The following is a 23585-nucleotide window of genomic DNA, read 5'->3' on the forward strand; positions in this document are numbered from 1 at the left end:
GTTGGGGAGGGGTCGTTGCCCATACGGCAAAGGGGGCAAATATCATGACCGCCCTCCTCCTCCGCGACCTCAAACTGTCGGTCCGCGCCGGCGGCGGTGCTCTGATCGGGGTTCTTTTCTTCATGACCGTCGTCGCCGTCATCCCATTCGGCGTCGGCCCGGATCTCAACCTTCTCTCCCGCATCGGCCCGGCGATCGTCTGGATCGGGGCGCTGCTGTCGGCCCTGCTTGGCCTCGACCGCCTGTTCCAGACCGAGCGCGAGGACGGCTCGCTCGACCTGCTGCTGATGCAGGAACACCCACTGGTGCTGACAGTGCTGGTCAAATGCCTCGCCCACTGGCTCGGCAACGGCCTGCCGCTGGTGATCGCATCGCCGCTGCTCGGCCTGTTCATGAACATGGACGAGGTGGCGATCGGCGCCACCATGCTGACGCTCTTGGTCGGCACGCCGGCGCTGACTTTCATCGGCGCGGTCGGCGCGGCGGTCGCGGTGGCCCTGCCGCGCGGCGGGCTGCTCGTCTCGATCCTGGTCCTGCCGCTTGCGATCCCCGTTCTGATCTTCGGCGTCAGCGCTTCCTATGCGGCGGTCGAGGATCCCGCCCCGTTTATGCCGCCTTTCCTGATATTGGTGGCGATCACGATGTTTTTTGCCGTGCTCGGCCCGCTCGGCGCGGCACTGGCGTTGCGCAATGCCGGCGATTGATTAGAATCGGATTGAACGGGATCGGATCGACGACCGGCGAATTGACCAGGATCAAGCTGATTTTTCCGCGCGCATATTAGAAAGTTCCCATGACCGACAGCCTTGCCATCAGCAAATTTTCCGAGCTGGCCAACCCGACGCGGTTTCTAGCGCTGGCGGCCCGCATCCTGCCGTGGATGGTGGCGGCGACTGTGATCCTCTTTGCGATCGGGCTCTATCTGAGCTTCACGACGGAAGGCGATTACCAGCAGGGCGCGACGGTGCGTATCATGTACGTGCATGTGCCGGCCGCCTGGCTGTCGATGATGTGCTACACGGTGATGGCCGTTTCGGCGATCGGCACGCTGGTCTGGCGCCACCCGCTCGCCGACGTCAGCCACAAGGCGGCAGCCCCGCTCGGCGCCGCCTTCACGCTGATCGCGCTCGCCACCGGCTCGCTCTGGGGCAGGCCGATGTGGGGCACATGGTGGGTGTGGGATGCGCGGCTGACCTCGGTCTTCGTGCTGTTCCTCATGTATCTCGGCCTGATCGCGCTCAACCGCGCAATGGACGATCCGTCGCGCGCGGCCCGCGTCTCCGCTGTGCTGATCCTTGTCGGCTTCGTCAACATCCCGATCATCAAGTTCTCTGTCGACTGGTGGAACACGCTGCACCAGCCGGCGAGTGTCATCCGCATGGGCGGCCCGACCATCGACCAGGAATTCCTTTGGCCGCTGCTGGTCATGGCGATCGCCTTCACCATGCTGTTCTTCACCCTGCACACAGCGGCGATGCGCAACGAGATCTGGCGCCGCCGCGTCGCCGCCCAGCGGCGGATGGCCGCGCGGATGGCCGGCCATGTAACCGGCTCGGAAGCGTGAGACCATGAGCCACACCTTCTACATCGCCATGTCCTATGCCGTTTCGGCTGCCGTCATCCTCTGTCTGATCGCCTGGACCTGGCTCGACGGCCGCGCCCGCAGGCAGGAACTGGCCGAGCTCGAAGCTTCCGGCATCCGTCGCCGCTCCGCCCAGGCAAAGGATGACCCGGCATGAGCATCGAGACCGAAAATCAACCCGCCGCGCGCAAAAGCCTTGCGCGTTATGCGCTACCGCTGATCCCGCTGGCGATTTTTCTCGGCTTTGCAGCGGTCGCCGGCAAGATGCTCTACGACCAGGACGTCAACGGCCGCGACGTCTCGGCCATCCCCTCGGCCCTGATCGGCAAAAAGGCGCCATCGCTGGCGCTGCCGCCGCTTGAAGGCTCGAACACCGCGGCACTGACGACCGCGGCTATCGCCGGCAAGCTGACGCTGGTCAACGTCTTCGCTTCCTGGTGCGTGCCCTGCCGGCAGGAACACCCGATCCTGAAGGAACTGGCGAACGACAGCCGGCTCACCATCGTCGGGATCAACTACAAGGACCGCAACGACAACGCGCTGCGTTTCCTCGGCGAACTCGGCAACCCTTACAAGGCGATCGGCGTCGATCCGAACGGCAAGGCGGCGATCGACTGGGGTGTCTACGGCATTCCGGAAAGTTATCTTGTCGCGCCTGATGGCACGATCCTCTACAAGAAGGTCGGCCCCTTCGACGAGCGCAGCTTGACGCAGGACCTGATGCCGGCGATCGAAAAGGCGTCCGCGGGACGTTAGCGATCCCGCAGCCGTGTGGGCCGATTGCGAATTTGGAAGAAGCACCTTTGGCCGCGCGGGACCTCTTGTCCGGCGCGGTTTTGGTTTGGGAATGGGGCAGGCGGTATCGGTTATGTGGGAGGTAGGTATTTGTGCCTGCCCCGACTGTTTCGATGGACTTTCGAGGATTGCCAGGCCCTCGCCACCCACCTTTGCAGCCATCACCGGAAACCGGGGTCCGAGAACCCTTGGACGAGGAGGCCGGTTCGCGAACCCGATTTCCCATCCGATGACGGGGTGATTATCGGATGGGCTCGAGAGGCGGGGATGAATGGGAAAGCGAATATGGCTAAAGCGTTGATGAGGTTGGGCGGGTTTTTCTTGGGGCGAGGAAATCCTCCCCAGTCAAAACCCGTCCCGTGCTACAGCCCACCCTGCCACACCCGCACCGCATCGACCGGCCAGACGAGCATCAGCACGTTGAGCGTCAGGTTGTCGTGGATGATGTAGCCGGTCGCCAGCTCGAAGAAAATGGCGATGGCGACCGTCAGCCAAACCGGCAGACGCGAGGCGGCGAAGAAGCCGAGCGCCATGAACACCGTATCCATCGCCGAATTGAGAATGCTGTCGCCGGTATAACCGAGCGCCATGGTCGCCGTGCGGTAGCGGTCGATGATCAGCGGGGAATTTTCGGCAATCTCCCAGGCAGCCTCGATCAGGATCGCCAGCGAAAGCCGGGCCGCCAGCGGAGCGCGGCGCAGGATCAGCCAGCCGAGACCATAGAACAGGAAGCCGTGGATGATATGCGACGGCGTGTACCAGTCGGAGAGGTGCTGAGAATTGCCGCTGGTATTCACTCCGCCTTCCCAAAACTTCACATAACCGCATTCGCAGATCGGAATGCGGCCGATCGCGTAGAGGATCGCGATCTGGAGCAGAAAGAGGATGAGCGCGGCGAGAAACCAACGCTTGGAGGATGAACTCGATGGAGAGAATTCCGCCGCCGTCACTTTTCGGCCTCGGCGTTGCCTGCGGTGTCCTGGACTGTGTGGCGCATGATCAGCGGCATCTGCGTCATCGTGAAGATCAGCGTGATCGGCATTGTACCCCAGACCTTGAAGGCTACCCAGAAGTTATCCGCCGCCTTGGCGTCGGGCAGGTAATAGGCGTTCGCGCCGCGCCAGACGATTTCGTTGAGGACGGCGAGGAACAGGAAGAACACGCCCCAGCGGATGGTCAGCTTGCGCCAGCCGGCATCATCGAGCTGGAAGGCCGCATTGAACACATAGCCGAGAAGCGATTTGCCGAACAGCAGGCCGCCGAGCAGCACGACGCCGAACAGCGTGTTGATGATGGTCGGCTTCATCTTGAAGAACAGCTCGTCCTGCAGCCAGATGCCGAGCCCGCCGAACACGAGGACAACGATGCCGGAAATGAAGGGCATCATAGGCAGATGCCCGAGAACGACCTTCGAGACGACGAGCGAGATGACCGTCGCGAGCATGAACAGGCCGCTGGCGATGAACAGCGGACCACCGAGCACCGAAAGCCACGGGAAGGTCGCGGCAAGCCATTCCCCGCGCAGATTGGCGAAGAAGAAGACGAGCAGCGGCCCCAGCTCGAGCGAGAGCTTCAACATCGGATGGTGCCGGTCGGCGGCGGTGGGCGTCGTATCGCTTTCGAATTTCATATACTGGTCAAACCTGCTTCGTCATGCCTTGGCCCTGCGCGAGTGCCAAGGCAGATTTGTGGCATCAATGGGCAATCCCGGCAATGGCGCGGGCAAAATCCTGCGCCTCGAAGGGTTCGAGATCGTCGACACCCTCGCCGACACCGATGAAATAGACCGGCAGCTTGTGCTTGGCGGCAATCGCCACCAGGATGCCGCCGCGCGCCGTACCGTCGAGCTTCGTCATGATAAGCCCGCTGACCCCCGCAACGTTCCGGAAAATCTCGACCTGGTTCATGGCGTTCTGGCCGGTCGTGGCGTCCAGCGTCTGCAGCACGGTGTGCGGGGCGTCGGGATCGAGCTTGCCGAGCACGCGGACGATCTTTTCGAGTTCGGCCATCAGCTCGGTGCGGTTCTGCAGCCGGCCGGCGGTATCGATGATCAGCACATCGCTCTTGTTGGCGCGCGCCTGCTCGTAGGCGTCATAAGCAAGGCCGGCCGCATCGGCGCCGAGCTTGGTCCCGACAAACCCCGAGCCAGTGCGGTCCGCCCAGATCTTCAGCTGCTCGATCGCGGCGGCGCGGAACGTGTCGCCGGCAGCGAGCATGACCTTGAGGCCGGAGCCGGAGAGTTTTGCCGCGAGCTTGCCGATCGTCGTGGTCTTGCCGGTGCCGTTGACGCCGACGACGAGGATTACATGCGGCTTGTGATTGAGATCGAGCGCCAGCGGTTTGGCAACCGGGCCTAAAACCCTGGTGATCTCCTCGGCCATGATCCGCGACACGTCCTCGCCGGTCACGTCCTTGCCGTAGCGCTCGGAGGACAGCGCCCCGGTGACGCGCATGGCGGTCTCGACCCCGAGATCGGCCTGGATCAGCAGGTCTTCGAGCTGTTCCAGCGTTTCCTCGTCCAGCTTGCGCTTGGTAAAGAGCGCGCTGATCTGGCCCGAGAGCTGCGACGACGTGCGCGCAAGGCCGGCGCGCAGGCGCTGGAACCAGGTGAGTTTCGCAGCCGGTGCGACGGGTTCGGGCGTGGGTTCCGGGCGGGCGGTGGAGAAGCCCTTGGGGAGGGTAGGTTCTGGGCGGAGCGTTTCGCTGGGAGCAGGAACCTCTTCGTCTGAAGGAACACCCCCCTCTGTCCTGCCGGACATCTCCCCCTCAAGGGGGGAGATCGAATCGCGGGGGGCTTCCTGCTCCAAAGTGAATCCGGAACCTGTGGCGGCCGGACCAGAGTCCATATCGCCGATATCGGATGCCGGAGCCGGCGGCTCATCCGTAATCTCCCCCCTTGAGGGGGAGATGTCCGGCAGGACAGAGGGGGGTGCTTCCGCGGCTGCAACGCCCTCTTCTTCTGCTTCTGCTTCCGCCTGCAATAGCGACAACGGCACCATCCCGATCTCGGATGCGGCTTCGACACCCGAAAGCAGCGCCGGCTCATCCTCTTCGGCAGCCTCCGGCTCGGCCGGCTCGACATTTTCCGCCGCCACATCCGCGACAGGCCCGCCGGCGGTCTCGATCTCGGCCGGTGCGACCGGATCGACGGGCGAGACCGGCAGGTCTTCGTCGCGCGACTTCGGCTCCAGTTCCGCCTGGATGGCAGCGACGTCCTCCGGCTTTACCGCATCGGGTGCCGGTTCCTCGGCGGGCTTGCCGAAGGTGAAGACGCGTTTGATGAAGCTCAATGCCATGAGAACCTGTTCCGGTTACGCCGCCCGAGACGGGGCAAGGGCGGACGCGACCTGCATTTCCAGATGTTTGCCGTTATGGCCGGTGATCATAACGCGCTTGAGTTCGCGGGGAACAAGGCGAGGCGCCGCCACCAGCGAAAAGTTTTCCGTATGGGCCATGCCGTTGTTCTCGACGATGATGGCCTGCTCGCTGCCGACCATGCGATCGAGGTGGAGCCGATGCAGCACGTCGCCCCGCGCCCGCAGCCGTGCCGCCCGGTCCTTGACGACCGCCCGGTCCACCTGCGGCATGCGCACAGCCGGCGTTCCAGGACGGGGGCTGTAGGGAAAGACGTGCAGGAACGAGATGCCGGCCTCTTCCGCCAGTGTCGCGGCATTCTCGAACATTTCTTCCGTCTCGGTCGGGAAGCCGGCGATCATATCCGCCCCGAAGGCGATCTCCGGGCGCAGGCGCCGCGCCTGCTCAGTGAAGGCGAGCGCCTCGGCGCGCGAGTGGCGGCGCTTCATCCGCTTCAGGATCATGTCGTCGCCATGCTGCAGCGACAGGTGCAGATGCGGCATGAAGCGCGGCTCGTCGGCGATCAGGTCCCAGAGATGTTTGTCCGCCTCGATGCTGTCGATCGAGGACAGGCGCAGGCGCAGGATTTCCGGCACCTGGCGAAGCAGCGTCTTGGCGAGGTATCCGAGCGACGGCTGGCCGGGAAGATCGGCGCCATAGCTGGTGGCATCGACGCCGGTCAGCACGATCTCGCGATAACCGCTTTCCGTCAGCCGCCGGGCCTGGTCGACCACGGCGCCCATCGGCACCGAGCGGGAATTGCCGCGGCCATAGGGAATGATGCAGAAGGTACAGCGATGGTCGCAGCCGTTCTGCACCTGGATGAAGGCGCGCACATGGCCGTCGATATGCTTCACCATCTGCGGCGCGGTGGCGCGCACGCTCATGATGTCGTTGACGCGCAGCTTCTCTTCCGCCGAGACGCCGAAATCCGGCAGCGCCCGGTAGGAGGCGCTGGTCAGCTTCTCCTCGTTGCCGAGCACGGCATCGACTTCCGCCATGCCGGCAAAAGTCTCTTTTTCGGTCTGGGCGGCGCAGCCGGTAACGATGATGCGCGCATGCGGATTTTCCCGCCTGGCCCGGCGGATCGCCTGGCGGGCCTGGCGCACGGCCTCGCCGGTCACAGCGCAGGTATTGACCAGGATCGCATTGTTGAGCCCGGCCTTTTCGGCCTCCGCCCGCATCACTTCCGATTCATAGGTATTGAGCCGACAGCCGAAGGTGATGACCTCGACGCCGCTCAATTGACCCGAGCCTCCGGCTCGTTCTCATGAGAAGATTGGGCCTCCGGCGCGTTAGCGTCACGCGTAAAACTGCCGTTCTGCGGATCGACCTTGCCGGACCATTCCCATTCCGCAGGACCGGTCATGACGACATGGTCGTCCCCGCGCCATTCGATGACGAGCGGCTGGCGGATCGGGCTGGAGGCAACGTCGATCGTCACCGTGCGCCCGGTGCGCCCGGTGCGGGCGGCGGAAACGGCGGCAGCACAGGCGGCCGAGCCGCAGGCGAGCGTCAGGCCGGCGCCACGTTCCCAGGTGCGGGTGCGCAGCGACGACTTCGACGTGACCTGCGCCAGCGTGATATTGGCCTTTTCCGGAAACATCGGATGGTTTTCGAGCAGCGGACCGAACCGCTCGAGGTCAAAACTCATCGGATCGCGATCGACCCAGAAGATCGCATGTGGATTGCCCATCGACATGGCAGACGGCGAATGCAGGATCGGCGCGTCGATCGGGCCGATCTGCAGTTCGATGCGGCTGGTATCGAAAAACTCCTCGGCAAGCGGGATGCGGTCCCACTCGAACACCGGCTTGCCCATGTCGACCGAGATCGTACCGTCTTCATGCTCGACGGCATTGAGGATGCCGGCGACGGTCTGAAAGGTAAAGGTCTTACGGCCGGTCTCGGCGCTCAGCGCCTGCACCACGCAACGCGTGCCATTTCCGCAGGCCTGCGCCATCGTACCGTCGGAATTGAGGATGTCGATCCAGACATCGGTGCCCTGAGCCTTCGGATCGTGGATGGCCATGATCTGGTCGAACTGGGTGGCCGGATCGGCATTGAGCGCGATCGCAGCCTGCGGCGTCACCTTGTCGGTGCGTCCGCGCATGTCGACGACCAGGATCTTGTTGCCAAGCCCGTTCATCCGCGCGAATTCCACCAGTTCCGTCATGACGCCAAATCCATTCCGGGCCGAATGCCCGACTATTGGGCTGTATATGGCGGAAAAGGCAGGGAATTACCAGTGGGTGGCGCGGGGTCAAGCCCCTGGACCCACGCCGAGCCATCAGCCGAAAAATTCGTCCACCAGCGCATGCACCCGCCGAAACGCCGACTTGGCGCCTTCGGCCATTTCCGCTTCCTCCGCCTCAGACATCTCGAAGCCGTTGAAAGCAGCAACGAAAGTGCGCCAGTGCAGGCCGCGGCCGGCGGGGTGGCCGGCGAGGTGGCGGGCGCCGAATTCTTCCGACAGGCCGAGCCTTGCCGCCTGCTTCAGGAGGAAGGCGGCACCGAGGTTCGAGCCTTCAGCAACGTACAGCCACCCGAGTGCGGCCGGGATGCCGAGCCCATCCGTGCCGGCGGTGAGCACGGCCGGCACGCTTCCGATCATGTCGGCGATATCCTGGCGCAGCGCTTCAAGCCGGACCCGGCTCGGAAGATCGGGGACGATGCGGTTGAGCCTCGGATCGAGATAGAGCGGATCGACATCCGCATGGAAATGATGCTGCACGGCGAGGAAGAGCGCGTAACGCTCGCGGCTGGCGAAGGGATCGGCCGCCATGATGCGTTTGTCGAGCCGCTCATGGGTGGCATCGGTGAGAGCCTTCAGACGCTGGATCCGGGTCGGTGCGGTGGGTGTTTCGAGTTCGATCTGCATAGGTCTTCCGTTCCGGGTATTCCTAGCCCGGCCCAGCTGAATTGTCGAATCCCGCAGCAACCCCAGACGTGCTCAGACGGAAATTGCCGGCACTTCGAAGACTTCGCCGGGGCGCATGGGTCGAAAACGGTCCCGGGAAACGCGGCGCGCATCGAGAGCGGCATGAAGCGCCGTCAGCGGCTCTTCGATCCCTTCATCGGTCAGCTTGAACGTGCCCCAATGATGGCCGGCGACGAAAGCCGCATCGCAGAGGAGCATGCCCGCCACCGCCTCGTCCGGGTTCTGGTGCTGCGCCTGCATGAACCAGCGCGGCTCGTAGGCGCCGAACGGCAGGTTGGCGAGCCGGAAAGCCCCGTGCTTCTCCCGCGCGGCGCGGTAGTTGATGCCCTGGTGGAAGCCCGTATCGCCGATATGGTAGATCTTGCCGGCCGGGGTTTCGAAAACGAAGGCGGCCCAGAGCGCCATGCGCCGGTCGCCTACGCCGCGCGCCGACCAGTGATGGCAGGGCTCGCAATGCAGGACGATGCCAGGACCGATATCTGCGGCGATCTCCTCGCGGCCGCCCCAATCCATCACCGTGATCTTCGCATCCGCGATACGCGAGCGGATGAGCGCGTCATTGCCGAGCGGCGTGACGAAATGCGGCTTGTCGCGGCCCTGCAGCACCCAGAGAGTCTCGAGGTCCATATGGTCGTAATGGTTATGGGTGACGAGCACCACATCGATCGGCGGCAGGTCGCCGATGCGAATGCCGGGCGGATTGACCCGTTTCGGGCCGGCGAAACGCACCGGGCTGGCGCGATCGTCCCAGACCGGGTCGGTCAGGATGTTGAGGCCGGCGACCTGGATCAGCATCGCCGCATGCCCGACCATGGTGACGGTCAGCCGGTCACCCGAGACCCGCGTTTCCGGCACGGCCTGAGGAAACGGGCTCGGAAAACTGTCGGGCCAGGCGATGTTATTGCCCCCGAGCTTCCACCGCAGCAGGTCGAGCCCCCCGCGCGGCTGCTCGCCACCCGGATTGAAGAAATAGGTTCCGTCGAAATGATCGGAGGCCGGACCGGAGTAATACTTGTTGGCAGCCATGGCTCCCCTTGCCGCGAACCCGCCCACGAGGGCGGTGATCGCACCGATGCCGGACCATTTCAGGAATTTTCGTCGGTTCATGGGAGATGTCTATCAGCGTGCTCTTACATCTGGGAAGAGACGTTGCATGGGCGAAGAACACATTTACGCGACTTCGACATCCGTTTTGGAGAAATCATCGCCAACGAAAAGGAGCGGCGACTGGAGCGTTTTCGCGGCGGCGTAGGAAAAGCAGTCACCGAAGTTTAGTTTGGCCGGGTGGCCGACGAACCTGCCGTAAGTACGTGCGGCTTCGAGGGCGACAGCATGCAACCCAGCGGGAATAGCAACTTCAATGGCGCCTATTTCCTTCAAAAAGCCCTCGACAGAAATTTCCGTCTTCGCAATGAGATCGGGCGGCGTTGAGGCGTGCTCGCCAAGCGTAGCTATCTTCCTTTGGCGCGACAAAGCGACGACCGCCTCAAAAACGGCAAGCGAGGAATAGTAGACCGGACCTTCCGCAGCCTCTATACGATCGAGCAAAGACGCTCCCGCATCTTCTTCTTGCAGGATTGCAACGATTGCGGAAGCATCGAGAAACATCAATACTCCCACATCTCATCCATAAAGGCCTTTTCATCGAAGTTCGGGTCGCGTGGACCAAGTTCGGCAATCTGGCGCTGGTATTTTTTGACCCGCTCCGCGAGCGGAATATCTTTATCGGCCCGCTTCAGCTCGTTCTCCAGCGCCACACGCACGGCCTCCGTCTTGGTCTTGGTGCCAAGCCGGCGCATGACTTCATCAGCGAGTTCATTCACTTTGGCGTCGCGTATATAGAGGGACATGGCTACCATCCACAGGTTTGAATATTCAATATAGAGCAATTGAATATTCCCGCAAGGCGAGGCACCGACCGCCCACCGGCCGGCAGACTTGACTTTCCCGCCCGCTTGCTGTTAAAGCCCGCCCATCTGCTGACAAGTTACGACTTGGAGCCGCCGACCGGGGCCGATAGACTGAGCCCGGAGGTCAACACCCGACAGCGCGTTGCGCCCTCGGGTGCTTTTTGGCTTTGTCTCTTGTTTTTGGCGGATGAGAACCCGACGTTTCGGTCATCCGAAACGCGAGAAGGAAGAAACGATGTTCGAAAGCCTCCAGGACCGTCTTGGCTCCATCTTGAGTGGACTGACCGGCCGTGGCGCATTGAGCGAAGCGGATGTGTCCGCCGCTCTGCGCGAGGTTCGCCGCGCCCTGCTCGAAGCAGACGTGGCACTGGAAGTCGTGCGCTCCTTTACCGACAAGGTGCGCGAAAAGGCCGTTGGCGCCGAAGTCCTGAAGTCGATCAAGCCGGGCCAGATGGTCGTCAAGATCGTCCATGATGAGCTGATCGAGATGCTCGGCTCCGAAGGGGTCGGCATCGACCTGCATGCGGTCGCCCCGGTGGTGATCATGATGGTCGGCCTCCAGGGCTCCGGCAAGACGACGACGACCGGCAAGATCGCCAAGCGGCTGACCGATCGCGAGCGCAAGAAGGTGCTGATGGCATCGCTCGACACGCGTCGCCCGGCCGCCCAGGAACAGTTGCGCCAACTCGGCGTCCAGACCGGCGTCGATACGCTGCCGATCATCGCCGGCCAGTCACCGACCGAGATCGCCGCCCGCGCCGTGCAGGCCGCCAAGCTCGGCGGCCATGACGTCGTCATCCTCGACACCGCCGGCCGTACCCATATCGACGAGCCGCTGATGGCGGAGATGGCCGAGATCAAGCGCCGCTCCAACCCGCATGAAATCCTGCTGGTCGCCGATAGCCTCACCGGCCAGGACGCCGTCAACCTCGCCCGCAATTTCGACGAACGCGTCGGCATTACCGGCCTCGTGCTGACCCGCATGGACGGCGACGGCCGCGGCGGCGCGGCGCTCTCCATGCGCGCGGTCACCGGCAAGCCGATCAAGCTGATCGGTACCGGCGAGAAGATGACGGAGATGGAGGAATTCCATCCCCGCCGCATTGCCGACCGCATTCTCGGCATGGGCGACATCGTTTCGCTGGTCGAGAAGGCCGCGGAGAATATCGACGCCGACAAGGCGCGCGCCATGGCCGAAAAGATGGCCAAGGGCAAGTTCGACCTCAACGATCTGGCCGAACAGCTGAAGCAGATGCAGTCGCTCGGCGGCATGGGTGGCATCATGGGGCTGATGCCGGGCATGAGCGGCATGAAGGACAAGCTTTCGGCCGCCGGCATGAGCGACAAGACGTTCGCCCGCCATATCGCCATCATCCAGTCGATGACCAGGGCCGAGCGCGCCAATCCCGACATGCTGAAGCACAGCCGCAAGAAGCGCATCGCCGCCGGCTCCGGCACGGATGCGGCCGAAATCAACAAGCTTCTGAAAATGCACCGCCAGATGGCCGACATGATGAAAATGATGGGCGGCAAGGGCAAGGGCGGCATGATGAAGCAGATGATGGGCGGCCTTGCCTCGAAGATGGGCCTTGGTGGTATGGGGGGCGGTATGGGTGGAATGGGCGGCATGCCCGATCTTTCCAAGCTCGATCCGAAACAGCTCGAAGCGTTGCAGAAGCAGGCCGAGGCCGCAGGCTTCAAGCCGGGCTCGATGCCGGGCATGCCGGGCGGTGGCATGCCGGGACTTGGTGCGCCCAAGCTGCCCGGTCTCGGCGGCGGTTTCCCGGGCCTTCCGGGCCTGCCGAAGAAGAAGTGAGGGAGGACACGCCGATGATTGACCCTGAGGTCAAGGCCAAGCTTTCAAGCTACCGCCAGTCGATCGACAACATCGACGCGGCGCTCGTGCACATGCTGGCGGAACGTTTCCGCTGCACCAAGGAAGTGGGCGTCCTCAAAGCCCAGTACGATTTGCCGCCGGCCGACCCGGCGCGCGAAGAATTCCAGATCGAGCGACTTCGCCGCCTGGCGAAGGAAGCGCATCTGGACCCGGATTTCGCCGAGAAGTTCCTGAACTTCGTCATCAAGGAAGTCATCCGGCACCATGAAGCCATTGCCGCCGAACACGTCGGCACGAAGACAGCATGAATCAGCCCGCCTGACGGCGGGTACAACAAGACCCCTGGTCCGCCGACGGCGGCCAAGAAAAACCTAGGAGTAATTGCAATGTCCCTGAAAATTCGTCTCGCCCGCGGCGGCTCCAAGAAGCGTCCGTACTACACCGTCGTCGTTGCTGACGCCCGTTCGCCGCGCGATGGCCGCTTCCTCGAAAAGCTCGGTTCCTGGAACCCGATGCTCGCCAAGGACGATGCCAAACGCGTCGAACTGAACGCCGAACGCATCCAGCATTGGATCGACAACGGCGCCCAGCCGACCGACCGCGTTCTGCGCTTCCTCGCTGAGGCCGGCATTGCCCAGCGCGAAGCCAAGAACAACCCTGGCAAGGGCCAGCCGGGCAAGAAGGCCCAGGAACGCATCAAGGAACGTGCCCAGAAGGCCGAAGAAGCAGCAGCCGCTGCCGCCGAAGCATAAGCTTCGCGACCATTCTTTCCTGAACGACGGGCGGCGCGGCAACGCGCTGCCCGTTTTGCTGTTTGCTTTTGATCGCGCAAAGCTTAAATGAGCGCACGACAACCGGGATCACGACCCTCATGACCAAGCTCGAAAATCCCGTTCTGATGGCGACCATCGGCGCAGCCCAGGGTCTCCGGGGCGAGGTGCGGGTGCGCACGTATACGGCCGATCCGACCGCGCTCGGCGACTACGGCCACCTGCATAGCGAGGACGGCCGGGTCTTCGAGATCCTCGAAATCCGCGAAGCCAAGAACATCGCTATCGTCCGTTTCCGTGGCATCAACGACCGCAACGCGGCCGAGGCGCTGGCCGGTCTCGAACTTTTCATCGAGCGCGACAACCTGCCTGACGACGAACTCGAGGAAGACGAGTTCTATTATGCCGACCTCGAGGGTCTCGAAGCAGTCGACGAGGAAGGCAAGAGTTACGGCACGGTGAGCGCCGTCTATGATTTCGGCGCCGGCGATCTCCTGGAGCTGAAAGGCCCCGGCCGCCGCCCTGCCCTCATCCCCTTCTCCGAGGCGGCAGTGCTGGAGATCGATCTCGAAGGCGGCAAGATCGTCATCGATCCGCAGGCCGCCGGCCTTGTCGAGAATCGGGAAGACGAGGGTCCAGCACCGGGCCTGCCCAAAAAGGGCAAATAGCAACGATGACCTTCCGCGCCACCATCCTGACGCTCTACCCGGAAATGTTTCCGGGACATCTGGCCTTGTCCCTGGCCGGCAAGGCGCTGGAGCGCGGACAATGGGCGCTCGATACGGTACAGATCCGCGATTTTGCGCAGGACCGGCACCGCACCGTCGACGACACGCCGGCCGGCGGCGGCGCCGGAATGGTGCTGAAGCCGGATATCCTGGCCAAGGCGATCGATAGCGTCTCCGAAAATGACTACTTGGCCCCGGTGCGCCCGCGTCTACTGATGAGCCCGCGCGGAAAACCGCTGACCCAGGAAAAGGTGCGCGAACTGGCGGCCGGTGACGGCGTGGTGATCGTCTGCGGCCGGTTTGAAGGCGTCGACCAGCGGGTGATCGATGCCCGCAATCTCGAAGAAGTATCGATCGGCGACTACGTCCTATCCGGCGGCGAGTCGGCGGCGCTGACGCTGCTCGACGCGGTCGTGCGCATCCTGCCGGGCGTCATGGGCAATGCGCTGTCAGGTACCCATGAAAGCTTCGAGAACGGGCTGCTCGAACATCCGCAATATACCAGGCCGCAGGTGTTCGAAGGCCGCGAGATCCCGGCCGTGCTGACCTCCGGCAATCATGCGGCGATCGAAAAATGGCGGCTGGAAGAAGCAAAGAAGCTGACGGCGGAGCGGCGCCCGGATTTGTTATAAGCCAAAGCAGCCCCCTCGGGCATCTTCTCCCCGAGGGGAGAAGATATTTGTGCCGCCACTTCGCTATTCCCTCCTCTCCCCTTGGGGAGAGGGTGGCCGAGCGTAGCGGAGGCCGGGTGAGGGGGCGCCGCTCACCCAGTCACGAAATAATAGATCGTCAACCCGACGCCGACGGCCACCACGCACCAGCGCAACACGGCCTGCGGCACCCGCCGCGCCATCCACACGCCTGCATAACCGCCAAGCGCACCGGCCGGGATCATCACCAGCGCTTCCGGCCAGGCAATCACCCCGCCGCCGACGAAGACGATGATGGCGACGGCCGCGATCAGGATCGCCAGCATGTTTTTCAGCGCATTGAGGTGGTGATAGCTGCCGCCAGTGGTGACCCCCAGCACGGCGAGCATCATGATCCCCATGCCTGCGCCGAAGAACCCGCCATAGATCGCCGTCAGGAACTGCCCGATGACGGAACCAGGAGAATTGGCCGGGCGCTCCGCTGATGCCTTGGGTTTCAGCCAGGGACCTGCGGCAAACACCGCCGTCGCGGCCGCCAGCAGCCAGGGCACCAGCGCGCGAAAGGACGGATTGTCGAGCGACAGCAGCAGGAAAGCGCCGGCGAAGGCACCGACGACCGAAACGATCGCCAGTACAAGCGCACTGCGCCAGCGGCTGGAGATCTCGTCCCAATAGGCGATCGTCGACGTGACATAGCCCGGAAACTGTACGATCGAAGACGTCGCATTCGCTAGGATCGGCGGAACGCCGGCAAGCGTCATCGCCCCGAAGGTCAGAAAAGTCCCGCCGCCGGCGATCGCGTTGACCGCACCGGACAGGAAGCCCGCCGCGGCGAGCAGGGCTATCATTGTGATTGTCATTGGTGTTTCCTCATCCCTGGCCTCCAGATAGCGGCTTCGGCGAAACGCGGCAATAGCGGGCTTTTTCGTCACAAAATCGCAATCAACGGGATGACAAACCCATGTCTTTCGTGTATTGGCCCAGCCGGAAATGGGAAATATCCCGTCGACCAGCAACAAAGAATGGTGAATTCGCTCTGCCGAAAAGGCAAATCCCGAGGCTTTGACCAAAGGGATATATCCGAGCGCTCTGGCTGTTTCAGAAGAACCAAAGGTTTGAGACGATGAATATCATCCAGGAATTGGAAGCCGAACAGGCAGCCAAGATTGCAGCCAAGCGCACGCTTCCGGAATTTTCCGCTGGCGACACCGTCCGCGTCAACGTGAAGGTCACGGAAGGCACCCGTACCCGCGTACAGGCTTATGAAGGCGTCTGCATCGCCCGTTCCGGCGGCGGCATCAACGAAAGCTTCACCGTTCGCAAGATCTCCTACGGCGAAGGCGTCGAGCGCGTATTCCCGGTCTACTCGCCGATGGTCGAGAGCGTCGAAATCGTTCGCCGCGGTAAGGTCCGTCGCGCCAAGCTCTATTACCTGCGCGATCGTCGCGGCAAGTCTGCCCGTATCGTCGAAGACACCGGCGTTCGCGCCCGCAAGCTGAACGACGCCGAGCGTCAGGCCGTTGCCGAAGAGAAGGCACGTATCGAAGCCGAGAAGGTTGCAGCAGCCCAGGCTCTCGCCGCCGAAAAGGCAGCAGCGGAAGCCGCTGAAGCAAAGGCCGCAGCGGAAGCTGCCGAAGCAGCCGAAGCCGCCAAGGCCGCTGAAGCTTCTGCCGAGTAAGCTTTTCATATCGAATACGGAAAAAAGGCGGCCTTCGAGCCGCCTTTTTTGTTGCGCGATACAGGTTTAATTCCTGACGGCCGAATCCCAGTGTTCGTCGGCCTTGCCGTTGACGATACGCCATGTGTCGTACCAGGTGCTGGTATAGCTCTTCGAAGGATCGCGAGGATCTTTCATTTCGCGCACCGTCCCTACGGTCACCAGATCGCCCTCCGCTGTGACAAAGGCGACCGGCGTTTTTATCTTGGTCGGAATGGGGCTCGGCTTCCGCTTCAGGACGTCGATGAAATAGCGCACCACCCCCTCGCGCCCTGACGCGGCATTCGGGTTGTGCTGGATGTAACGTTCAGTGAGATACTGATCGGCCTTGTCCCACTGATTGGCTTCCAGCAGGTCGCGGACGATGCCGTAGACAACCTGCTTGTTTGCATGCAGCTTGGGGTCCGTGCTGGTGAAAAGCGCGTCTTTGTCCGGGGCGGCCAGCACCGGCTCCTGTGCCAGCGAGGGCGGGGTAAGCGTGCCCAACGCGGCCCCGAACAGGGCCAAACCCAGAGCGGCATGTTTCAAGGCTCGTATCATCGATATTCTCTAAGCGTTTTGATCTGGCGTGCCAAAAGACATAGGAGAAACGCCGACGAGGCGGAAGCAGGCAGTTTTGCCGCCATTGGTTCCGCAGAGGGAACCAATGGCGGCAACATCCGGTCAGACGGAGATCGCCTGTCTCGCCGCCAACATTCGGCCGACGATGATGACGAGGACACCGGCGACGGCAAGGCAGACCGCCAGGAAGACCATCGGCAGGATATCGTTGCCGGTCGAATCCCGGATCCACGGGACGACGTTTTGTGCGACGAAGCCGCCGAGATTGCCGACCGAATTGATTGCCGCGATGCCGGCCGCCGCGCCCGCCCCCCTGAGGAAGCGTGAGGGAAGGCTCCAGAAGACCGGCTGGCCAGCGAAAATGCCGGCCGCGGCGACGCAAAGGAAAGTGAACTGCAAGGTCGGCGAGGTGACGAGCGCCGAAAGTGCCAGGCATATCGCGCCGACGAAGGCGGGACCGACAATATAGGGAGTTTTGCTCTCGGCCCGGTCTGCGGCGGCCGGCACCACCCATAGCGCGAGCGCGACGATCACCCACGGAATGATGTTGATGAAGCCGTTCGTCGTGTTCGAGACGCCGAACCCCCTGACGATGGTCGGCAGCCAGTAGCTGAGGCCGTAGGCAGCGAGCGGAAAGCCGATATAGCAGAGCGCCATCAGAAGCACTCGCGGATTGACGAGCGCCTTGAATCCGTTGTCTGCATGCTCCTCCATTCCGGAATTCTCACGCGCCAGCCGATCGTGCAGCCAGCGCTTTTCATCCTCCGTCAGGAATTTCGCCTTTTCCGGCGTGTCGTCGAGATAAAAGAAAGTGACGATCCCGGCGAGCACCGCCGGAATGCCGGTCGCCAGGAAGACCCATTGCCATCCCGCATGGCCAAGCAGCCCGTTGAGATCGAGCAGCATGCCGCCAATCGGGGCGCCCACGGCATTGGCGAGCGCGCTGAAGATCATGAACAGGCCGACCATGCGGCCGCGATAATCCTTCGGGAACCAGAGCGTCAGCAGGTAGAGGACGCCCGGGAAGAAGCCTGCTTCCGCAACGCCGAGCAGGAAACGGAGGATGTAGAACATCGTCGCGTTCTGCGTATAGGCGAGCGCCACGGTCACAATGCCCCAGGTGATCATGATGCGGGCGAACCAGCGGCTGGCGCCGAACCGGTTGAGGAAGAGGTTGCTTGGGACCTCGAACAGAAAGTAGCCGATGAAAAAAAGCGAGGCGCCGAGACCATAGGCATATTCGCTCATGCCAAGCGCGCCGACCATTTCCAGCTTGGCATAGCTGACGTTCTGACGGTCGATATAGGCAATCAGATAAAGGACGCCGAGGAACGGCATAAGCCGCCACACGATCTTTGAAATTAGCTCTTTTTCCTGAACCAAATTATTTACTCCAAAGCATTTGCCGCAGAGGAAGCAGCGTGTTTCGGTGAAGGGGATGTAGGGAACCCCCTTATGCGCGGCAAGAAAAAGATGCCCGCTGCCGGCCGCTTGCTATCGGCCGGCTTTTCATGAGAGGGATTCGCCAGCCATTTGTCAGGAGTGCCACAATGCTCTCACGCCGTATGCTGATTTCCGGCCTTGCCGCCCTTGCCTTTGCACCCGCCGCCAGCGCCGCCGAACTGCCGGACCTGAAGGGCCGGACGGTTGTCGTGGTCACGGAAAACGCCTATCCGCCGCTGCAATTCGTCGATCCCAAAAGCGGCAAGGCGATCGGCTGGGAATACGATGCGATGAACGAGATCGCCAGGCGGCTGAATTTCAAGCTCGAATACCAGGGCACCAGCTGGGACGCGATGATCCAGGCCGTTTCCGACGGGCAATACGACATCGGCATGACCGGCATCACCATCAAGGACGACCGCAAGGAGAAGGTCGATTTCTCCGATCCCTATATGCGCTCGCAGCAGTTGATGCTGGTGCGCGGCGACGAGAAGCGTTTCACCGACGCCAAGAGTTTTGGCGCCCTGGGGACCGGACTTATCGGCGCACAGCCGGGGACGAGCCCCTTCTACACGGCGGTCTACGAGATCCTCGACGGCAACGAGCAGAACCCGCGGATCAAGCTGTTCGAGACCTTCGGCGCGACGGTGCAGGCGTTGAAGGCGGGAGACGTCGACCTGGTGCTGACGGACAGCACCGCCGGTGACGGGTACGTCAAGGCTTCCGGCGGCTCCTTGAAACTGATCGGCCAGCCGCTCGGCACCGAGGATTTCGGCTTCATCTTCAAGAAGGGTTCGGATCTCGTTGCGCCGGTCAATGCCGCGATCGCCGCGTTGAAAGCCGACGGCACGCTCGATACGCTGAACAAGAAGTGGTTCCTCGACTACAAGATGGGCCAGTAAAGGCATGGCGCCTTCGCGTCGCAGAACGTCCCAGCCGCAGGATTTCCCCTGGTGGCTGGTCGCCTTCGCGATACTTTGCCTTGGCCTGGCGGCGGTCATCGCCCTCAACGACCTTTATTCCCAGGTCTTCAATGTCGTCGCCAAGGGCATCGGCATCACGGTCGGCGTGACGCTCGCCGCCTTTGTCCTGGCGACGCTGCTCGGGCTCGGCATCGCGCTTGCGGGTCTTTCCAACAATGTCGTGCTGAGGCAGGCGGCGCGTTTCTATATCGAGCTCATCCGCGGCATCCCGATCCTCGTGCTGCTCTTCTACATCGCCTTCGTCGGCGCACCGGCCTTTGTGACGCTCTACAATTGGGCACTGGCGCCGCTGATCGAGGGCGGCTGGCTCCAGGCGCTTCTGGTGCGCGACGTCTCGCTGCTCTGGCGGGCGATCATCGCGCTGACGATCGGTTATGCCGCCTTCATCGCCGAAATCTTTCGTGCCGGGTTCCAGGCCGTCGACATCGGCCAGATCGAGGCGGCAAAGGCGCTGGGCTTGACCCGCTGGCAGCGTTTCCGGCTGATCGTTTTCCCCCAGGCGATGCGGGTGATCCTGCCGCCGCTTTCCAACGACTTCGTCTCGATGGTGAAGGATTCATCGCTCGTCTCGGTACTGGGCGTCGCCGACATCACCCAGATGGCCAAGGTCTACGCAGCCGGCTCCTTCCGCTTCTTCGAGACCTATTCGATCGTCACCTATATCTACCTGCTGCTGACGATCGGCCTGTCGCTGGCCCTGCGCGGCATCGAAGGACGTTTGCGGAGGAGGACGGAGCGCTAACGCAAAAGGCGGCCCGAAGGCCGCCTCGCCGTTTCAGTCTCTGCCGAGCGCCTGCGGCGTCAACGACGGCAGGGCGCAGTTTTATTCAGTACACTTCCGGCACGTACATGTCCGCCGGCACCGGATGGCGGATGTAATCGTCGTTCCGGACGCGGCCCGGCAGGTCGATCTGCTCCTTCGGCACGGTCTCGTAAGGCACCTGGGCGAGAAGATGGGAGATCATGTTGAGCCGCGCCTTCTTCTTGTCGACGGCCTGCACCACCCACCAGGGCGCTTCCGGGATGTGGGTGCGCTGGAGCATCTCCTCCTTGGCCTTGGTATATTCTTCCCAGTGGACGCGGCTTTCGAGGTCCATCGGCGACAGCTTCCACTGCTTCAACGGATCGTGGATGCGCATCTTGAAGCGGAATTCCTGCTCTTCGTCGGTAATCGAGAACCAGTATTTGACGAGGATGATGCCCGAGCGGACCAGCATGCGTTCGAATTCCGGCACCGAGCGGAAGAACTCTTCCAGCTCGTCCTTGGTGCAGAAGCCCATCACCCGCTCGACGCCGGCGCGGTTGTACCAGGAGCGGTCGAACATCACCATTTCGCCGGCGGTCGGCAGGTGCGGGACGTAGCGCTGGAAATACCATTGGTTCTGTTCGCGCTCGGTCGGCGCCGGCAGCGCGACGACGCGGGCGACACGCGGGTTGAGGCGCTGGGTGACGCGCTTGATGGCGCCGCCCTTGCCGGCCGAGTCGCGACCTTCGAACAGCACGACCATCTTCAGCTTCTTGTACTGCACCCAGTCCTGCAGGCGGACCAGTTCGTGCTGGAGGCGGAAGAGCTCGCGGAAATAGATTCGGCGGTCGATCGTCGCCTCGGCGGGCTCAGACATGCCCTCGGCGACCAGCTCGTCGAGCCGGTCCTCTTCCATCTGCATTTCCAGCTCTTCATCGAAGCTGTCGGCGATCTCTTCCTTGATGCGGCTGAGCTGGTCTTGCATGGGTTCGGACATGGTGGGCATTCCTCCTTTTATGGAAACTCAGATCAACCACGTTTCCGCGAAAGCTTTATGACAGAGATGCGACAGATTTTCTGCGAAGCAATTCGATTGCCGATTTCTTCGGAAACTGCTATTGCAGCGGCCATGGGATCGAAATTCGGATGCCTCGCGAACCATATCGTCGTGCTGCAGGACCACAAACGTCTGCCGGCACGGTTTTTCGCGCGGGTATCCGGGGCGCTTTGCGACCGACTTAGCTGATTGTCTCAGCTTGCGGCAGCCCTAAGCTGCCGGACACCCATTTCCTGTTTCAGTCAGCTTTACGGACAGCAGCCATGAGCGCACCCCGCACCCTTTACGACAAGATCTGGGACGACCACGTCGTTTCCGAGGACGAGAACCACACCTGTCTTCTCTACATCGACCGTCACCTCGTTCACGAGGTGACGTCGCCGCAGGCTTTCGAGGGCCTGCGCATTGCCGGCCGCAAGGTCCGTGCACCGGAAAAGACGCTCGCCGTCGTCGACCATAACGTCCCGACCACGGCCGACCGCCACGAAGGCATCAAGAACGAGGAAAGCCGCATCCAGGTGGAAGCGCTTGCCCAGAACGCCCGTGATTTCGGCGTCGAATATTATTCGGAAAAGGACGTCCGCCAGGGCATCGTCCACATCGTCGGCCCTGAACAGGGTTTCACCCTGCCGGGCATGACCATCGTCTGCGGCGACAGCCACACCTCGACCCACGGCGCCTTCGGCGCGCTGGCGCACGGCATCGGCACGTCTGAAGTCGAGCACGTGCTCGCCACCCAGACGCTGGTGCAGAAGAAGGCGAAGAACATGCTGGTGCGCGTCGACGGCCAGCTGCCGCCGGGCGTCACCGCCAAGGACATCATCCTTGCCATCATCGGCGAGATCGGCACCGCCGGCGGCACCGGCCACGTCATCGAGTTCGCCGGTGAGGCGATCCGCGCGCTCTCCATGGAAGGCCGCATGACGGTCTGCAACATGACGATCGAAGGTGGCGCCCGCGCCGGCCTGATCGCGCCGGACGAAAAGACCTTCGAGTATATCAAGGACAAGCCGCGCGCCCCGAAGGGCAAGGCCTGGGACATGGCGCTCGACTACTGGAAGACGCTGCAGACGGACGAAGGCGCGCATTTCGACAAGGTGGTCGTGCTCGACGCCGCCAACCTGCCGCCGATCGTCTCCTGGGGCTCCTCGCCGGAAGACGTCATCTCGGTTGAGGGTTCCGTTCCGAACCCGGACGATATCCCGGACGAAACCAAGCGCACCTCGAAATGGCGCGCTCTGGACTATATGGGCCTGAAGCCGGGCACCAAGATCACCGATATCGCCATCGACCGCGTCTTCATCGGCTCCTGCACCAACGGCCGCATCGAAGACCTGCGCGCCGCGGCCAAGGTTGTCGAAGGCCGCACCGTTGCATCGACCGTGTCCGCCATGGTCGTCCCGGGCTCGGGCATCGTCAAGGAACAGGCGGAAGCCGAAGGCCTCGACAAGATCTTCAAGGATGCCGGTTTCGAATGGCGCGAGCCGGGCTGTTCAATGTGCCTGGCGATGAACGACGACCGCCTGAAGCCGGGCGAGCGTTGCGCCTCCACCTCAAACCGCAATTTCGAAGGCCGCCAGGGTTACAAGGGCCGCACCCATCTCGTCTCGCCGGCCATGGCCGCCGCAGCCGCGGTCGCCGGCCACTTCGTCGATATCCGCGAGTGGAAGTAGGCTTTTCGAGAATTTGACTTCGAAATGCCCGGCTTTCGCGCCGGGCATTTTCGTTTCGGGCAAGCGGTCCCCTCACTTGCGATTTCTAACACTTAGCTGAAGCTAAGATGTTGAAATCGCTTTCTCTCCCGCAAGGGGAGAGATAGAGCAGCCGCGCTGCCGCAGCCTACCTCTCCCCTTGCGGGAGAGGTTACAAAATCAAGATCTTAGCGCAGCTAAGTCTTAGATTTTGTTGGTGAGGGGGCAGGCCGCTATCTTACCCCAGCACCCTCACCACCGTACCCTTGCGCATGAAGCGGATCAGCCGTTTCATGTCGGGAAGGCTGACGGCGATGCAGCCGGCGGTCGGCTGGTAGCCGGGCTTGATCAGGTGGAAGAAGATTGCTGAACCCCGGTTGCGGGCTCGCGAGGTGACGTTCCAGTCGAGCACGAGGCAGATGTCGTAGAGCCCGTCGGCCCGCATCATCTCCTCATGGCTTGGCCGGAACGGTGCCCTCACCGGGCGATTATACGACGGGTGCTCCGGCTGGTCGCACCACAGCAGGTCTTTACCGATGCGCGTCATCGAAAGCGGCGTCGGGGGCAGCGTCACGCGGTCCCCACGGACATAGCCGTTGAGGAGGCGCATCGGCGCGATCGGCGTTGCACCGTCCCCTTCCCGCTTGAAGGGAGAGGTGCCGGACCGCCCGAGTGCCGCCGGCACGGTGATGCCGCCGAAGGAGACGATCGCACGGCCCCGGTCGCGCGGCGCGGTGCGAACGGTGACGACAGCCGTCTTTTTGTGATTTCCCTCGCGAAAACGCTGCATTTCTCTCACAAGGTTTTGCTTTGAATATGAT

27 protein-coding genes are annotated in these 23585 nt (G+C 62.7%); 13 read left to right on the plus strand and 14 right to left on the minus strand.

The annotated features are described in order from the left end of the window. The first annotated feature begins 44 nt into the window (after window positions 1-44). The 4 genes from ccmB (at window position 45) to C5J24_RS29600 (ending at window position 2338) form a co-directional block, all read left to right on the plus strand. Window positions 45-704 carry a heme exporter protein CcmB gene (gene ccmB / locus C5J24_RS29585; RefSeq protein ID WP_037081467.1) on the plus strand — a complete coding sequence of 220 codons (660 nt, stop codon included), beginning with the start codon at window positions 45-47 and terminating at the stop codon, window positions 702-704. A gap of 89 nt (window positions 705-793) precedes the next feature. Continuing rightward, a complete protein-coding gene (locus C5J24_RS29590) occupies window positions 794-1564 on the plus strand; it encodes a heme ABC transporter permease (protein WP_105423182.1) in 771 nt (256 codons plus the stop codon). 4 nt (window positions 1565-1568) lie between these two features. Continuing rightward, window positions 1569-1739 (plus strand): heme exporter protein CcmD, encoded by a 171-nt coding sequence (gene ccmD / locus C5J24_RS29595; RefSeq protein WP_105423184.1) that lies wholly within the window; start codon window positions 1569-1571, stop codon window positions 1737-1739. Then, window positions 1736-2338, plus strand: a complete 603-nt coding sequence (locus tag C5J24_RS29600) for a DsbE family thiol:disulfide interchange protein (RefSeq protein WP_105404541.1) — start codon at window positions 1736-1738, stop codon at window positions 2336-2338. Before ccmD ends, C5J24_RS29600 begins: the two co-directional genes overlap by 4 nt. Before the next feature lie 401 nt (window positions 2339-2739). Here C5J24_RS29600 and C5J24_RS29605 read toward each other — a convergent pair whose 3' ends face one another. The 9 genes from C5J24_RS29605 to C5J24_RS29645 form a co-directional block, all read right to left on the minus strand. Next, window positions 2740-3327 (minus strand): DUF2585 domain-containing protein, encoded by a 588-nt coding sequence (locus tag C5J24_RS29605; protein WP_105423186.1) that lies wholly within the window; start codon window positions 3325-3327, stop codon window positions 2740-2742. Further along, window positions 3324-4007 (minus strand): septation protein A, encoded by a 684-nt coding sequence (locus tag C5J24_RS29610; protein ID WP_105423188.1) that lies wholly within the window; start codon window positions 4005-4007, stop codon window positions 3324-3326. The genes C5J24_RS29605 and C5J24_RS29610 overlap by 4 nt, the downstream gene beginning before the upstream one ends. 64 nt (window positions 4008-4071) lie before the next feature. After that, on the minus strand, window positions 4072-5673 hold the full coding sequence (gene ftsY / locus C5J24_RS29615) for a signal recognition particle-docking protein FtsY (protein WP_105423190.1): 1602 nt from the start codon (window positions 5671-5673) through the stop codon (window positions 4072-4074). A gap of 15 nt (window positions 5674-5688) precedes the next feature. Next, on the minus strand, window positions 5689-6975 hold the full coding sequence (gene mtaB / locus C5J24_RS29620; RefSeq protein WP_105423192.1) for a tRNA (N(6)-L-threonylcarbamoyladenosine(37)-C(2))-methylthiotransferase MtaB: 1287 nt from the start codon (window positions 6973-6975) through the stop codon (window positions 5689-5691). After that, the gene (gene dapF / locus C5J24_RS29625) at window positions 6972-7907 is read right to left on the minus strand and encodes a diaminopimelate epimerase (protein WP_105423194.1); all 936 of its coding nucleotides are present in this window, start codon (window positions 7905-7907) and stop codon (window positions 6972-6974) included. The genes mtaB and dapF overlap by 4 nt, the downstream gene beginning before the upstream one ends. 114 nt (window positions 7908-8021) lie before the next feature. Further along, a complete protein-coding gene (locus tag C5J24_RS29630; RefSeq protein ID WP_105423196.1) occupies window positions 8022-8612 on the minus strand; it encodes a biliverdin-producing heme oxygenase in 591 nt (196 codons plus the stop codon). A 72-nt stretch (window positions 8613-8684) separates the two neighbouring features. Further along, window positions 8685-9779 (minus strand): MBL fold metallo-hydrolase, encoded by a 1095-nt coding sequence (locus C5J24_RS29635; protein WP_105423198.1) that lies wholly within the window; start codon window positions 9777-9779, stop codon window positions 8685-8687. Window positions 9780-9842: 63 nt separating this feature from the next. Next, window positions 9843-10280 carry a type II toxin-antitoxin system VapC family toxin gene (locus tag C5J24_RS29640; RefSeq protein WP_105423200.1) on the minus strand — a complete coding sequence of 146 codons (438 nt, stop codon included), beginning with the start codon at window positions 10278-10280 and terminating at the stop codon, window positions 9843-9845. After that, window positions 10280-10522 (minus strand): type II toxin-antitoxin system VapB family antitoxin, encoded by a 243-nt coding sequence (locus tag C5J24_RS29645; protein ID WP_037081435.1) that lies wholly within the window; start codon window positions 10520-10522, stop codon window positions 10280-10282. Before C5J24_RS29645 ends, C5J24_RS29640 begins: the two co-directional genes overlap by 1 nt. A gap of 295 nt (window positions 10523-10817) precedes the next feature. Between C5J24_RS29645 and ffh the strand changes: the two genes are divergently transcribed. The 5 genes from ffh (at window position 10818) to trmD (ending at window position 14549) form a co-directional block, all read left to right on the plus strand. Next, window positions 10818-12398 carry a signal recognition particle protein gene (gene ffh, locus C5J24_RS29650; protein ID WP_105403861.1) on the plus strand — a complete coding sequence of 527 codons (1581 nt, stop codon included), beginning with the start codon at window positions 10818-10820 and terminating at the stop codon, window positions 12396-12398. Window positions 12399-12412: 14 nt separating this feature from the next. After that, window positions 12413-12727: a chorismate mutase gene (locus C5J24_RS29655; protein ID WP_046665132.1), complete on the plus strand. Its 315-nt coding sequence runs from the start codon at window positions 12413-12415 to the stop codon at window positions 12725-12727. A 78-nt stretch (window positions 12728-12805) separates the two neighbouring features. Further along, entirely contained in the window at window positions 12806-13171 is a 366-nt protein-coding gene (gene rpsP / locus C5J24_RS29660; RefSeq protein WP_105403860.1) for a 30S ribosomal protein S16, read from the plus strand. A 119-nt stretch (window positions 13172-13290) separates the two neighbouring features. Further along, on the plus strand, window positions 13291-13857 hold the full coding sequence (gene rimM / locus C5J24_RS29665; RefSeq protein ID WP_105423202.1) for a ribosome maturation factor RimM: 567 nt from the start codon (window positions 13291-13293) through the stop codon (window positions 13855-13857). A gap of 5 nt (window positions 13858-13862) precedes the next feature. Continuing rightward, complete coding sequence (gene trmD, locus C5J24_RS29670) at window positions 13863-14549, plus strand: tRNA (guanosine(37)-N1)-methyltransferase TrmD (protein WP_105423205.1); 687 nt, start codon at window positions 13863-13865, stop codon at window positions 14547-14549. A 131-nt stretch (window positions 14550-14680) separates the two neighbouring features. Here the strand turns inward: trmD and C5J24_RS29680 are convergent, their stop codons facing one another. Further along, entirely contained in the window at window positions 14681-15427 is a 747-nt protein-coding gene (locus C5J24_RS29680) for a sulfite exporter TauE/SafE family protein (protein ID WP_105423207.1), read from the minus strand. A 263-nt stretch (window positions 15428-15690) separates the two neighbouring features. Here C5J24_RS29680 and rplS point away from each other — a divergent pair, with 263 nt between their 5' ends. Continuing rightward, complete coding sequence (gene rplS / locus C5J24_RS29685; RefSeq protein ID WP_046605196.1) at window positions 15691-16245, plus strand: 50S ribosomal protein L19; 555 nt, start codon at window positions 15691-15693, stop codon at window positions 16243-16245. A gap of 66 nt (window positions 16246-16311) precedes the next feature. Here the strand turns inward: rplS and C5J24_RS29690 are convergent, their stop codons facing one another. Both C5J24_RS29690 and C5J24_RS29695 read right to left on the minus strand, forming a co-directional pair. Then, window positions 16312-16812, minus strand: coding sequence for a nuclear transport factor 2 family protein (locus tag C5J24_RS29690; RefSeq protein WP_245446853.1), 501 nt, complete (start codon window positions 16810-16812; stop codon window positions 16312-16314). Between the two features lie 135 nt (window positions 16813-16947). After that, complete coding sequence (locus C5J24_RS29695) at window positions 16948-18228, minus strand: MFS transporter (protein ID WP_105403856.1); 1281 nt, start codon at window positions 18226-18228, stop codon at window positions 16948-16950. A gap of 167 nt (window positions 18229-18395) precedes the next feature. Here C5J24_RS29695 and C5J24_RS29700 point away from each other — a divergent pair, with 167 nt between their 5' ends. After that, window positions 18396-19190, plus strand: a complete 795-nt coding sequence (locus C5J24_RS29700; protein ID WP_046637386.1) for a transporter substrate-binding domain-containing protein — start codon at window positions 18396-18398, stop codon at window positions 19188-19190. 4 nt (window positions 19191-19194) lie between these two features. Continuing rightward, window positions 19195-20013 (plus strand): amino acid ABC transporter permease, encoded by an 819-nt coding sequence (locus C5J24_RS29705; RefSeq protein ID WP_105423211.1) that lies wholly within the window; start codon window positions 19195-19197, stop codon window positions 20011-20013. An 85-nt stretch (window positions 20014-20098) separates the two neighbouring features. Here C5J24_RS29705 and ppk2 read toward each other — a convergent pair whose 3' ends face one another. After that, entirely contained in the window at window positions 20099-21013 is a 915-nt protein-coding gene (ppk2, locus tag C5J24_RS29710; RefSeq protein WP_105403853.1) for a polyphosphate kinase 2, read from the minus strand. A 323-nt stretch (window positions 21014-21336) separates the two neighbouring features. Here ppk2 and leuC point away from each other — a divergent pair, with 323 nt between their 5' ends. Beyond that, window positions 21337-22746, plus strand: coding sequence for a 3-isopropylmalate dehydratase large subunit (gene leuC / locus C5J24_RS29720; protein WP_105403852.1), 1410 nt, complete (start codon window positions 21337-21339; stop codon window positions 22744-22746). Between the two features lie 256 nt (window positions 22747-23002). Here leuC and C5J24_RS29725 read toward each other — a convergent pair whose 3' ends face one another. Beyond that, entirely contained in the window at window positions 23003-23554 is a 552-nt protein-coding gene (locus C5J24_RS29725; RefSeq protein WP_105423213.1) for a L,D-transpeptidase, read from the minus strand. Window positions 23555-23585: the final 31 nt, after the last annotated feature.

Source organism: Neorhizobium sp. T25_27 (genome assembly GCF_002968565.1).
Taxonomy (GTDB): Bacteria; Pseudomonadota; Alphaproteobacteria; order Rhizobiales; family Rhizobiaceae; genus Neorhizobium; species Neorhizobium tomejilense.